Genomic DNA, 12,647 nt, shown 5'->3' with positions numbered 1-12,647 from the left:
AGGACAGGGATGGCAATCGGTGCTGATGAACTGATGCAGATCGAGCAGCTTCTTGCGGCAGAGGTCAGCCCAAGCCCGATCACAGAGCTGCGGCGGCGCTTTCCGCATCTCGCCCTGACACGTTGCGATGCGTCGGATGTAATTGAGCCGCCGTTCCGAAGCTTTCGGCACTACGATCTGCATTTGATTGACGGCTCCGATCACTGCGTGCAGATCACACCTGATCCGGCGTGGGCGACCGGCATCGTGCTCGCAGCAAAGGCTGCGAGGCGATGACTGCGCTCGCGCCCCCTGGGGCAGGTCTGGTGCAAGCCGCCGAATTGGATCCATCGTTCATCCGGCTCTCGGATCCTGACATTACCGTTGCGGAGCTCTCCGCCGTCGATGCCCTGCTTCGCTCGCCACGGATTTCCGGTGGGCCCGTGACCGAAGCCTTCGAAAATTCATTCGCCGCGTATCTCGGGCGCAAATATGGCGTTGCAGTCGGAAGCGGCACCATCGGCCTTCTGCTCGCGCTAAAAGCGCTCGGCATTACTCCGGGGCAGGAGGTGATTGCTTCGCCATACGGATTTCGCGAGACGGTGCACGCCATCAGTCTTGCGGGTGCGCGGCCGGTATTCGCCGACATCGATTATTGGTCGGGGGCGTTGTTTTCGGCCAGTGTCGAAGAACGAATAACGGCTCGTACGCGTGCCATCGTCGGCGCGAATCCGAATGGCCATCCAGGCCAGTGGTCGGAGCTTCGAGCATTGGCGGAGCGTCACCGATTGCCACTTATTGAGGACTGCACCGAAGCTATCGGTTCAAGATACAAGGGAAAGCTTGTCGGCACCTTCGGCGACATAGCCGTCTTCGATTTCGCACAGCCGTCTGCCCTCACCTGTGGAGAAGGTGGAATGGTGGTGACCGACGATCTCAATACGGCCATGGCGCTGCGCCGTCATCGCGGGCGTGGGCTTGACGAGCGGGGGTCCGTAATCGTCGGCAGTGCAGCGCCCCTTCAAGGGGGGATGAGCGATCTGGCCGCGGCCTTGGGCCTGGCACAGCTCGATCGGCTTGATCAGATCCTGGAGCGGCGTCGGCTTGTCGAGCAGCTCTACGCCCTGCATATGCAATCCTTTGAGGGGATCAAACCGCCCTATGTCGGGCCTGATGTGACCGAGGTGAACTGGTTCCTCTATCTCGTGCATCTTGGGACGCGTTTCAGCCGGTCGAGCCGCGACGCAATTCTCGATGATTTGAGGATGGAGAAAATCGAGGCCGCCGCCTATTGCCATCCGCTGCACCTGCAGCCTCACTACTCTGAATTTGGGTATCGGCGCGGCGATTTTCTGGTCACAGAAAAAATTGCTGATCGCGCCGTAGCGCTGCCATTTCACACCCATCTCACTGACGGACAGATCGAGTTCATCGTGGAGAGAATGAAGGATGCCTCCATCAACGTGGGCGCGGGCGCAGCGATCTACTAGGACCAGCGAACTATCAGTACCAAACAAAAGGAAAGTTAATGTCGATCGTTACGGTCTTTCCGCAGGGTAAGATGATTGGGGTCAGCGCGCACACCTCACTTTTGGCGGCGCTGCTCGGCGCTGACCTTGTCATTCCTCACAAATGCGAGGGAAAGGGAGAATGCGGATCATGCCAGATCCTCATCCGGAGCGGCGGCAGCGGACTTTCGAAGATGAGGCGATCTGAAAATCAGAGGCTCAATAAAATGGTCGGCATCGACCCCAAGTCGCGGCTCGCCTGCCAGGCGAGGGTGCTCGGAACAAGAAACATGGTGGTCGACCTCCAGGGCTCCGCCCCGCCTCTCTAAGCGGTGCCAAAAAAGCGGCGAGGACATGGACGCAGCAGGCCACTTCCCGCTTGTTTCGAATGTCGCGCTCGTTCGGACGGCGAGCCGACCGATCGTCAAGCCGGACTATTGCTTGATCTTTCAAACATCAGGTCAGGGACGAGTGGCAGTACTGGTTCTCGGGCCTTTGATGTTTCGGCTGAAGTCGAACCCACAGGCGATGCGTTCAAAGGAAAGCGTGAGGATGGGCATGAAAGAAGAGAACATCGGTGACAGTCATGAAATCGAGGTCTTCGTCGTCTGTCCTGCCGAGGCCATCGAGCGGGGCATGCTAGAGCTTTCAGCCTATCGCGGATTGAGAACGACGGCGCAAACAGGCCATTTCCGATCGTCGCGGGGCGGACCACCGGCAATCACTTTTACGGCTATGTCAATCGCTGCCCGCACGATGGCGTGTGGCTCAACATCGGTTCCGGGGAGTTCTTCGCGCCGAACCGCTCCTTTCTCAAATGTGGTCGGCACGGCGCAATGTTCGAGCTCGACAGCGGCTTTTGATTCCACTCGAGGCGACCATTTTTGTCGCTTCAATCGCTACCAATCAGTCCAAAAGATCCCGTATCAATTGCACTTAGTACGATCCGCTCCGCCAATTTTGGCGCGATGCGGTCTCCCAGAAATTCCCCTTTGTTTTCAATGGCTACCAATCCGTCCCGGCGATTCCGCGCGACATGGACGCGACATGAAATAGGAATGGTCTTGTGTTTGCAGGCCGTCGTCGCCGCGCGGCTCTAAGGACGTTTCATGTGTCTCGCACGCACTATTCAGTCAGCCCGCTCTTGAGCGATGCCTCATATGCCTTGTTGGCGGCGAGGTCGGCAAGGGTCTGTGAACGTGTCCTGTAGTCGCCAGGAAATGCCGTGTAAATCGACATGACGGGCAGCTTCATGGAGATGCCGGTTCGCCAGTCGCGATAGCCATATTGAGTGAAGCCAGAAATGTCGACCAAGTTCGGCTGTGGCGGTAGCATGTCACCGAGCGTCATGACGAAACCAAACGGAGCAAAGGCAATCTCCGAAAAAACATGGAGCTTCGAGTTGCCGGTGCCAAATCCCTGGATGGAGCTCGATGCGCCGGACGAGCGCATCCGGTTCGAGAGCATATAGAAAGCGTAGATCCGTACGTCAGGAGGGATCTGCCGGACCTCCCGGTTGAGCACAAACCTCACGAGGTCGGGTTGCGCCTGCTGAAACCGAGGATTGTTGACGCTGAAGAACATGCAGACGATTTGCTTCAGAACTCTTAGCGGATACAGATGAAATGGATATTCCAGTGATGGCTGACCTCGCGCGGCCATGAGCAGACGCATCGCCTGTTCGGCCCATTTCACATACGAGTCCGCGTACCATGCGCCGGTATCGCTGTTGCATTTCCCACAGAGTGTATACGCGCCGGACCCTCTCTGCTGGATCTTGCCCTGCAGATCATCGAGATCTTCGTTCATCACAACCCGTTCGAAACTGCTGCGAAGGATCGGGTTGGTGTTGAACGCCGCCCGCGGCGGTACGTGCTCGAACGAGAGTCGCTTGTGCACCCCACACAGATGACAAATGCCGAAGATCGGTGTTGCCATGCAGCACCCTAATTAGCCGGCTCGGCGACCACCTTCAGGATTCGCGAGCCTTTCCTCAAGAATGCGCGCTTGCGCTACGCCCGACTGAACAAGGATATCGAGGCACTTGAAGAGTTCGTCAGCGCGGTCGGTCAAAATAGTATGCCACGCAGCATCATTCGCGAGAACCGCATCGAACCAGACACACACGCGGCTGCCGATGTTCCTCTCCGCCCAGAAATTCCGGTCGACGCCATAGGCCGAGCACCAAGCCGTCATTGCCCGAACGACGAAAGGAACGAGTGCTTTGTCATGCGACGATTTAATCAGGTTCAGAAATAGGTCCGCCACATAGCCCGACGTCGGCGCTCCGACGACGATATCCGTGAGGGTAGGCATGGTTGCCTGCAAGCCGGGCCAATTGCTTGGAAGCGTCGGACCTACAGTGCCGGCCCAGCGCGAAGGTTGGTAGAACATTGCGGTCAGAGCATCGCCGGCGTGGGTTTCGCTTGTAAATCCCTTTTCACGCCCCAACCGCCGATAGTTCCAGCCGCGCTTGATGCGATCCGCGAGCAATTCGCGAACCTGGACCGGGTTCTGAGGATCTCGCGTGTCCGTTGCCACCGTCGCGCGATCATACCCGCGAAGAAAAGAAGCCATCGCGTGATAAAAGGCTTCCTCATTGAAATTCACGATGCGATTCAAGAATAGGCCAACGACTTCCGCATGCGGCAGCGCAACGCTCAACACCCCAACAAAATCGAAAAACGCGATATTCCAAGTGTCCGGGCGATGGTCGCGCTCGCGCACGTCCTCGCCATGCGGGCCATTCGCTTCTTCGGTCCACGCCATCAAGTGAACAGAGAGGTCCTTGACCCACACGGGAACGCCGTTGATCGTGAAGCGGATGAGATGATGGGCAAGCTTGGCGATCGCTTGTTCGTAGACATAGTGGCTCGGCGGCTCGTCGTCATTGTCGTCTTCAATATGTCCATCGTCGCCCAAACGAATGCCCCGACGTGGCCTCGACCGCCACGACGCCAGCTCGGGCCATGACGGCTCCGCACCTTCTTCATCAAGCCAACCCCGTTCGGCAGCAATCGCAGCATCGATCGACTCGCGGTGAAGGCGGTCATTCGCCTTCTGCTGCTCGATATCAAGGGCCCGGCGGGGATGGACTGCGGTGACCATAACGATGCGGACGATGGACCGCGGAATTCGATCGTTCGCTTCACACAAACGCAACAGGTTCTGAGCCAACGCTTCCAGCACCGCAGGGTGTTCGTGGCCTGATAGCTCCAGGATCATATTGCGCGTCGTCTTGTCTTGATCTCGAAGAAAGAGAGCGACAAGCCCAAGGGTGGCAGAAGCCGTCGTGTTGTATTCGATCTGATCATTGCCGAAATATTCACGGTCATTTTGTTCCGATGCCGTCAGCAAGATCGGTCGAGCCCAAGTCAGCGCATCCTCGCGATCTGCGGCTTCATAGTCGCGAGCGATGAGCGCCGCAGCCATCACCACCGCGCGCCTGTTCCACCCCGCATCGTAATTTTGATCATCTTCGTCCGAGCTCGGTTCAGCTTCCAGGGGCTGAGCCTTCGCCCACGCGAGTGCTTCCTCCAAGAGTGCCGGTGTCGTCGAGCCGGGCTCAAGCAGAGCGGACTGTATCCGAAGCCGGATATTCATGCGCTGAAGGTCGGCGCTCGCGCGCGACGCTTGGTCATCTCTCGTCTGTTGTTCTTCGGGAATTTCCCTGAACTGATAGGCTTCGATCTGAGTGCCGTCCTGCAAAGTCCTAGTCATGGCCTCCCAATTTGCTACATCCAACATGCGAAGAGCGCGCACAACCGTCGCGCGGAGCTCCGCGATCCGATTTTCATTGTCACTAGCTTGATTGTCGAGTTCGTCGCGGGCTTGTGCGAGAGCGGTCCGAAGCTGCGTGAGAGCTGTGGCGTCCTCGCGGAAGGCATACCGCCCGATCATGTCGAACAAGCGCGTTCGTCGCGACGGCTGGGCATCAAGATCCACGCGAAGAGTTGGTTGAATTTGCTGTCCTGTGGCACGCGGCTGGCGATTGACCCCGCTGATATCATGCCTGAAGCGGTCCTCATCGAATTGAAGCAGCCGAGGATTGGCAAACAAGGGCCAAGCTGTATCAACGGCGGCCGACCAATGCGACAGTGCAAGGTCAATCGCGACGGCAAGAAACACGATGCTTGAGCCGTCAGGACCAAGAACATCATTCAAGACATCATTGAACTGTCGTCCCGCTTCAATCTGGAGGTGACCCCAGGCTTCAAGTGCTCTCGATGCCGTGGCTGTAATCAACGAGGGACCTGTGGCCCGTGCCCAGCGATAGACGGTGAGATCGCCTTCGAACGTTCTCTCATTGCCGAGAAAAGGGACCTTGATCTGCGGAAACGGCGTTCTCTCTTCCTGATATTGCTCGCGTCGCCATTGCGTCGCGTGCTCGACGATTCCGCGAACGAGCCGCAATCCGTCCTCGCGGGAAGCGTTGAGAACCGAGAGGAATAGGCCGCCGTCGGGTGGCACATCCAAAAAGACATGCTCGTGAACCTCAAACGGTCCGTAGTCACGGCGTCGCCTATAGTAACGGTCTGGATCATCCTTCTCGATCAACGTTCCCAGTACGAAATCGGCGAATGGCCCAGGGGCGGCCTCCGGCAATGTTCCGGGCGATTTGAGAAGAGTTTGCTGATCATGATAGGCGATCGATTCTGAATTGAGGCCGGTCAGATACTGTGCGGCGGCAGACGGATTCAGGTTGGCGAAAGTGAACGCGATCATCCGGATGTCGTTCCGCACGTCGTCTAGATGATCGATATTGAGGCTCGGTGGAACCTCGCTGATGTCACGATAGGCGCGATGCGTCACACGAGCTTCGACGAGCGCAAGCCAATCGAAAAGAATCTCGACAATTTGAGCATTGATCGAATGATTGTAACTATGCGTGGTCATTAGCCACGCCTGAAATACCTTGACGGCCTCTGGGATGAGTTCGGTCGGCAGAGACCTGGCGGATATCGTAAGCCATACCACGAGCGGAGCCCAACCGGGACCTTTCGGCGCGATGAAGTCTCCACCGCCTGCCGCAGGTAGAGCGATGTCTGGCCTTACCCGTGCGATCAAGGCGGCGAGAGGTTCAGACTCGACCGCGATCATAAGTCGAATGATGTCGCGCAGACGGCGCCCACCCGATTCCAACAAGACGGGTGTCAGTGCAACAAAAAATGTCAGAGAATCTTCAGAGCGCGGAAGTGCCAGCAATATGGGCCGCTTCCAGCTCCCATGGCAGCCGTCGCGTTCGGCAATGGCAAGCAACGCCAGCCAGCGCTGTCCGGTCGGATCATCGGCCAATGCCAACCGTGCCGCGATCTCCAGTCCACGTCCCAAGACGGTCGGTAGCGGCCGCTCCATCGGTTGCGCTACCAACAGGTTGGCGTCTTCGTGGAGCTGAAATCCAATCGTCCAGTCACGCAGCACATCGTGGCGGAACGTTACGCTTGCGCCTTGGATCTCCTCGCGCAGACTTTCGAGACGCAACAATTCGGCGACGGTCGCGGAATCCAGATTGTCGACATTGAATGTCGCCTGCGATGGATTCGAGATCGCTTGCGCGCCGATCGCGCGCAACAGCTTCAAGCGTGCAAATCTCCGATCGTCCTCCGATCGTCCGCCGCCGTAGCACCACCACAGACGCGCAAGGTCCAGTTCGGTTGCAATGCCAGAGTCCTGCCCGACACCGAGTTCGACCAGGCGCGACAAATAGAAGAGGTTTTCCGCAATTCCCTTGGCCGGATGGCCATCGGCCAAAATCAGGGCTAGTGCCTGGTTCTGCGACGATAACTCGGCTTTTTCCTCATCCGACAGGGCCGCCACCACCAGACTGCCGATGCCGGCCGCTCTTACGCGCGCGGGAAGTTTCGTCTTCCAGTCATCACTTTCGACGCCGCAGGTCGCAACGACGCGCCAGCCCTGGCTGCGAGTGGCTTGCGAGAGCAGATCGGTGACAGTGGCCCATTCGCCAGTATCGTCGATCTGGTCGATGTTGTCGATGAACAGTGTCGCTCCGCCACCCGCCCCGAGCTCATTGAATAGTTCCGCTTGAGAGCCGGCCCAGCCGATCGTGTGAGCCATCACCGACCAGCCGCCGGAAATAATCCGGCCGCGGCGCAGAGCTAGGACGCAGCCCTCCGCTTGCAGGTGCACGGCAAGATGCTTCATGACCGCAGATTTGCCGACACCGGGCCGACCCTGGATCAGCATCACCGGGTGTTGGCTGAGGAGGTTGTCCGCTTCATCGATCAGCCGGTTTCGCGCAAGGCGCACGCCACCAACACTTTCGTCGATCTCATCGAGAGCCTGCTCAGCGGCTTCCGTCAGGCGCTCATAGACGGGACGCACATAAGGATGCGCCGTGAAGCGAACTCCATGCTGCTGCTCGAGTGTCGTGACGACCGTAACCCGATCCATTGCGCCGGCCGCGCGAGCGCTTGCGCCAACAAGATCGATGAGAATCGGCCAGAGGTCGTTAGCGCGGTCAGTCTGGTCGGGAGCGAGTATCCAACGCAAATGTTCGCGCGCCCGATGGTCATAGTCCGAGCCGATTGACTCAAAATCAAAAACCAAAATCTTGAATCGACAAAGCAACCGCCAAACCGTCTCGTCGTCTGTCGGCGCGCCGACCAGCGCAAGGTTGGTGCGAAAGACGTCGACGAAACTGCGCATCGCGGCCGATGCGAAGCTCGGGCGGTTGATATGCGCGGCGAAGGTCGCGCCGTCCGGCAATTGGCGCGCCCAGTGCAGGGCTTCCTGGCAGGCGTGCTCGATACGTGTTGTCGTTTGCGCGATCGCGGCGGCCACCTCGTATCGGCTGGTCGCAAAGTCAGGCTTCTGCGCCGCTTCCCAGATTTGTCCGACGACGTCCTGAAACTCCGTATCGGAGGCGGTGAAGGTCAGGCTGCGTTTGACCTGGATCTCCAACGTGGCCGGGGAGCCGTCCCGATTGACCGCGTTAACCACCACATCGTCGAGAGGGTGTTCCGCAACCCGCTGCTGAAAGGCGACGCTGCGAACGGAGGTACCCGGCAGGCCGCGCGGCTCGCCACCGGACAGCAGCGGCAGAACGTAGAACGCACCAACCTTGGCCTCAAACTGAGGGCCGGCCCCGCCCGTCGCCGCCGGGGCCGCAATTTTCGCTGATTGGTGCGTTTTTTTAGCCATATGGCATTCTGTTCCGTATTTGTTCAGCAATCAACGCTTCTTGTGCTAACGTCTTCTCCTAAGGGGCGCTCATCCACAGGTAAGTTTTTGAGAAATATAGCGATATTGGTAAACTATAGCTTCTTAATCGAGCCTTAGGCCATGACAGGTAATCTATGGATTATTGATATATGGAAAATGGTCAAGAAGGAAGCTATATTTTATCTTCTTGGTGAAAATCTCCCTGAACTAAGGCAAAGCTTAACATGGCCATCAGAAGCGCAGAGATCCTGTTCAAAGACAAAGTTGCCGGAACCCTGGAGGAAACCGCCACCGGAGGTTCGCGCTTCACCTACAACGCCGACTGGAACACCGAAATCGGCTGCTGCTTTCCTGTCAGCCGCCGCGAGCACGAATGGAAGCAGGGATTGCACCCCTTCTTTCAACATCTCGGCCCCGAGGGCTGGCTTCGCGATAAGCAAACCCACGTCGCCCATCTTCAGGAACAGGATGATTTCGGACTGCTGTTACGGTTTGGCGCCGATTGTATTGGCGCCGTCAGCGTGCGCGACAAGAACTGTGCTGCTCAAAACCTTCCGCTGGTCAAGGAGGCCACCGCCAATCCAGGCCGCACGATCTCCGGCGTGCAGCGCAAGTTGCTTGTTGTCCGAGACGGCGATCATTTTGCCCCGGCGGCCGCGACCGGCCCGGCTCCTTACATTGCGAAATTCAATTCGGAGCGGCTCGACAGCCTTGTCCGCAACGAAGCCCTGAGTTTGCGATGGGCGGCCGCTTTGCTTGGCGCCGATGAAGTGAACACCTTTACACAAGGGCAAGTCTCAAAGCTCGACGAAGTGGGCCTCGTCGTCACGCGCTTCGACCGTACACACGATAATCAAAAGCTCCGGCTTGAGGACTTTGCGCAGATACTGGTCAAGCCGCGAGGAGCCGATTTTAGCGGCAAGTACGACGCCTCCTATGAGGAGGTCGCCACGGCTCTCAAAAAACATTCCATCCGACCTGAAATCGATCTTTCAAAATTCTTCCGTCGTGTGATCGTTTTTGTCCTGGTCGGCAATTGTGATGCTCATCTGAAGAATTTCTCGTTGCTTGAAACCCCGCAGGGTCTTCGCCTCTCGCCTGCCTACGACATCCTCAACACCGCCCTCTATGACGGCTACGATCAAAACATCGCGCTTTCGATCGATGGTAAGAAACCCAACCTGGACGAGGTTGGGTGGCCCCTGCTGTCTTCATTCGGCCTAAGCATTGGCCTGTCTCAGGCTGCGGTCGACCAAACGCGTACAGATATCAAAGCACGCGTCAAAAAAGCTGCCCCCATCATCGAGCCCCCGCGCGGCGAGCCGCCCGATGGGTTCGTTCATCGGTATTCTGACATTGTGAGGGGCGCATGCCTGCGAATCCTGGAAGAGTAGAAGCTCTAAATTGGAAATCGGTTGTCGCAGAGGCGATCCGCCGCCGGCGCGCCGAAAAGCTCACGCAAAAGGAGCACGCCGCATTGGCGGGCGTTTCCATTCCGACCATGGTCGCCTTCGATCGTGGTGAGGAAACGCTCACACTTGCCAAGGTGTTCGACATCCTGCGCGTCGTTGGTCTCGTCGTTGAGCGCGATTCCAACAGCGTTCAGGGAGCCTTTGTATCCGACGCTCTCACGCGTTGGCGCGAGTTGACGAAGAAGCTTCCCGACAATTCGCCGGGACGGTTTCCCAATGGCTCGTATCAATTTGACTACGCGCTCGAAGGTGATCTTCCGACCTTCGAGCTACGCAAATTCAAAGACCTTCTGGAGAAGGCCGTCGTTCGGCACACGGGTTGGCCCCTGTTCTTGTTTCTTACCCGGCCCGAACTCGCGCCTCGCGAGCAAGACGGCACAATCGAATGCTGGCTGAAGCCGACGGATGAGACGGGCGCGAACCGTCCCCTGGGCGATCCCGCCCATTGCGATTTTTGGCGTGTCGCTCCAACTGGCCGCGCCTTTATTGTCAGAGGCTACCAGGAAGATTCGCAGGACACTTTTGCGCCGGCAACAATCTTTGACACGACGCTGCCGGTCTGGCGCATGGGTGAATTGCTCCTGCATGCAGCCGACCTCGCAACGCTCATGAAACGCGACGCGGCGGACATTAAGGTCCGCATGCGCGCGCATTACTTAGGCCTCATGGGGCGCGTCCTCCGGAATTGGGGAAACCCGTCCAGCGACTTGATGTTTGAGGGTGGGGCGGCACGAAGCGACGAAGCCTTGCTCGAAACGACCGTCACGGTTCAGGAGATCAAGGAAAAGCTTGCCGAAGTCCTGCATCCGCTTGTTGCTTCGTTGTTTGAAAGGTTTGGCGTGAGCGGGCTATCCGTGGAGCGCGTTCGGGCAGAGGTCGAGCGCCTCACGGCGAATTCATTTCACTCGGTCAGGAGCTAGATTGCGGCTGACGAGATTCCGAGGTGGAAATCAAACATGCTCAAGGATGGCCGCAATCTTCTCACGCCGGACCCTTACTACGCCGGCACAGTCGGCTTCGTCGGCAGTACGATCGAAGGGCTACATGGCGACATGAATGCCTTAGCCTTGCCCGATTACGTCCCCGAATCCGTTCGCCGCTGTCACGACGGTATCCGCAACGCTTATATCTACTCATACTTTGCCTACGATCTCCTAACACTTGCCGCCGCTCAAACTTTCCCATGCCTTGAGTTGGCGCTGCGCCTTCGCATTGGCCACCAGTTCGCGGGGCGCACGACGCGTAAAGGAAAGCCAATGCCGCCCGCGATGTAAGCGCGTCCGTCGGGTGCAGCTTCTCAGCCTTGCGACGCCCGGCATTCATGACATGCAACGAAAGTGGAACCTCCGTTTCTTCGGCGTGCACATGCTGGAGATTGATCCCTTCGATGTCCTGCTGGGCTTGTGCCGTCAATTCAAAGAGTGAAACCATTTGGTACATGGCCCTCAAGGCTGCGTCGAAATCGACGGGCGACCCGAATTCCAGAGTCACACGCACGTTGTTGCGCAGCTCGATTCCATTGGGCGACGGAAATTTTCCCGATGTCGCGTTCCAGACGCTGATCTTACCTAACCCGCAGTTTGTTTCCACGATGGGGCCGCGATCCCAATGGTAGTAGAGCCGCAGCCAGCCTCCACGCTTCCGATGGCGCGGCCTCTGCTTCATCCCGCGAAGTATTTCCCTACGCTGTCCAAACGAAAGCTTTCGGTCCTCAAAAATGCTTCCGAATGTTCCCCAATCGTAGAAGAGATGATTCGCGTCCGAAAAGCCGAATGTAATCGATTTAAGGACGCGCTCGGTTGGCTCGAGGTGGCGAGGGCCAAGGGCCAGAAGTTGGGCCGCAAGATCATGTAGTGTCGGTGCTTGCCATGATAGGTGGCGGAGAGTGTGAGCGGGACGCAATGGAGCGAGCAGGTCGAGATCCGAACTGTCCGAGAGATAGGGCAGGCCGGTGAGGTGCTGCCAGGCCACGCTGCCATAGACGCGGGTCTCCGGCAGGAGCTGGACGAGCCTGTCGATCGTCGCGCGCCAGGACGCGGGTGCCGCGGCTGCGGCCTCGGCCAATAGCGGCGGCGGCGCGGCCGCGACGATATCGACTGCAGCGAGGGAGATTGCGATGCGCCGCTTGCCATGGCTCGGCGGCAGCGGCAGTCCGAGCGGAACGAGGCCTGCGGTATCGCTGCGAGCCGGCCGGCGGACGACGAGGGGGCGTCCCGCATGCGCCCAGCCCGCGACGAGCGGCTCGCTGGCGAGTTCCGGATAGCGGTTCATCGCCGCAGCCCATCCCGCCGCAGAGGCCTTCACCATGGTGTGGCGCGCGAGGGCTTCAGCCATGTCGCGCCCCTTGATAGGCGGCCGCCGTATTCGACCAGTTGGCCGAGGCCACGCCGGTGTTCGCGCCCGGCCTCGATCCGAGACGAAGTCGAGCGACCAGCGGTCCTTCGGTGCCATCGGCACTGTCATCGGCGCCCGGGTCCCGATCGCCCTCATGCTCTGGTCCTAGTCT

The 12,647-nt window shown here is 58.6% G+C and carries 9 protein-coding genes; 6 read left to right on the top strand and 3 right to left on the bottom strand.

Features of this window, described 5'->3' with window-relative positions:
* The first annotated feature begins 9 nt into the window (after nt 1-9).
* From F758_RS0135185 to F758_RS50180, 4 genes are read left to right on the top strand one after another with little or no spacing between them, the layout of a single operon-like run.
* Nucleotides 10-276 carry a DUF6129 family protein gene (locus F758_RS0135185; protein ID WP_024512254.1) on the top strand — a complete coding sequence of 89 codons (267 nt, stop codon included), beginning with the start codon at nt 10-12 and terminating at the stop codon, nt 274-276.
* A complete protein-coding gene (locus F758_RS0135180; protein ID WP_024512253.1) occupies nt 273-1,469 on the top strand; it encodes a DegT/DnrJ/EryC1/StrS family aminotransferase in 1,197 nt (398 codons plus the stop codon). The genes F758_RS0135185 and F758_RS0135180 overlap by 4 nt, the downstream gene beginning before the upstream one ends.
* A 38-nt stretch (nt 1,470-1,507) precedes the next feature.
* Entirely contained in the window at nt 1,508-1,816 is a 309-nt protein-coding gene (locus tag F758_RS0135175) for a 2Fe-2S iron-sulfur cluster-binding protein (RefSeq protein WP_024512252.1), read from the top strand.
* Nucleotides 1,817-1,841: 25 nt separating this feature from the next.
* The gene (locus F758_RS50180; RefSeq protein ID WP_157450313.1) at nt 1,842-2,543 is read left to right on the top strand and encodes a hypothetical protein; all 702 of its coding nucleotides are present in this window, start codon (nt 1,842-1,844) and stop codon (nt 2,541-2,543) included.
* 69 nt (nt 2,544-2,612) lie between these two features.
* Here the strand turns inward: F758_RS50180 and F758_RS0135165 are convergent, their stop codons facing one another.
* The gene (locus F758_RS0135165; RefSeq protein ID WP_157450312.1) at nt 2,613-3,425 is read right to left on the bottom strand and encodes a hypothetical protein; all 813 of its coding nucleotides are present in this window, start codon (nt 3,423-3,425) and stop codon (nt 2,613-2,615) included.
* 12 nt (nt 3,426-3,437) lie between these two features.
* On the bottom strand, nt 3,438-8,678 hold the full coding sequence (locus F758_RS0135160; RefSeq protein ID WP_157450311.1) for an NACHT domain-containing protein: 5,241 nt from the start codon (nt 8,676-8,678) through the stop codon (nt 3,438-3,440).
* Nucleotides 8,679-8,893: 215 nt separating this feature from the next.
* On the opposite strand from F758_RS0135160, the gene F758_RS0135155 reads away from it, so the two are divergent.
* Entirely contained in the window at nt 8,894-10,063 is a 1,170-nt protein-coding gene (locus tag F758_RS0135155; protein WP_024512249.1) for a type II toxin-antitoxin system HipA family toxin, read from the top strand.
* Between the two features lie 152 nt (nt 10,064-10,215).
* A complete protein-coding gene (locus tag F758_RS0135150) occupies nt 10,216-11,061 on the top strand; it encodes a transcriptional regulator (protein ID WP_245286676.1) in 846 nt (281 codons plus the stop codon).
* Between the two features lie 61 nt (nt 11,062-11,122).
* Here F758_RS0135150 and mdcG read toward each other — a convergent pair whose 3' ends face one another.
* Nucleotides 11,123-12,475 carry a malonate decarboxylase holo-[acyl-carrier-protein] synthase gene (gene mdcG / locus F758_RS52300; protein WP_245286679.1) on the bottom strand — a complete coding sequence of 451 codons (1,353 nt, stop codon included), beginning with the start codon at nt 12,473-12,475 and terminating at the stop codon, nt 11,123-11,125.
* Nucleotides 12,476-12,647 lie beyond the last annotated feature (172 nt).

Source organism: Bradyrhizobium sp. ARR65 (assembly GCF_000472385.1).
Lineage (GTDB): Bacteria > Pseudomonadota > Alphaproteobacteria > Rhizobiales > Xanthobacteraceae > Bradyrhizobium.
The sequence above is the reverse complement of the archived record's forward strand: the minus strand, read 5'-3'. Positions and strand labels throughout refer to the sequence as shown.

Bases quoted from the DNA above. Each gene is read 5' to 3' on its own strand.
- F758_RS0135175 (WP_024512252.1), top strand. From the start codon at position 1,508: ATGTCGATCGTTACGGTCTTTCCGCAGGGTAAGATGATTGGGGTCAGC.
- F758_RS0135185 (WP_024512254.1), top strand. From the start codon at position 10: ATGGCAATCGGTGCTGATGAACTGATGCAGATCGAGCAGCTTCTTGCG.
- F758_RS0135155 (WP_024512249.1), top strand. From the start codon at position 8,894: ATGGCCATCAGAAGCGCAGAGATCCTGTTCAAAGACAAAGTTGCCGGA.
- mdcG (WP_245286679.1), bottom strand. From the start codon at position 12,475: ATGGCTGAAGCCCTCGCGCGCCACACCATGGTGAAGGCCTCTGCGGCG.
- F758_RS0135165 (WP_157450312.1), bottom strand. From the start codon at position 3,425: ATGGCAACACCGATCTTCGGCATTTGTCATCTGTGTGGGGTGCACAAG.
- F758_RS50180 (WP_157450313.1), top strand. From the start codon at position 1,842: ATGGACGCAGCAGGCCACTTCCCGCTTGTTTCGAATGTCGCGCTCGTT.
- F758_RS0135180 (WP_024512253.1), top strand. From the start codon at position 273: ATGACTGCGCTCGCGCCCCCTGGGGCAGGTCTGGTGCAAGCCGCCGAA.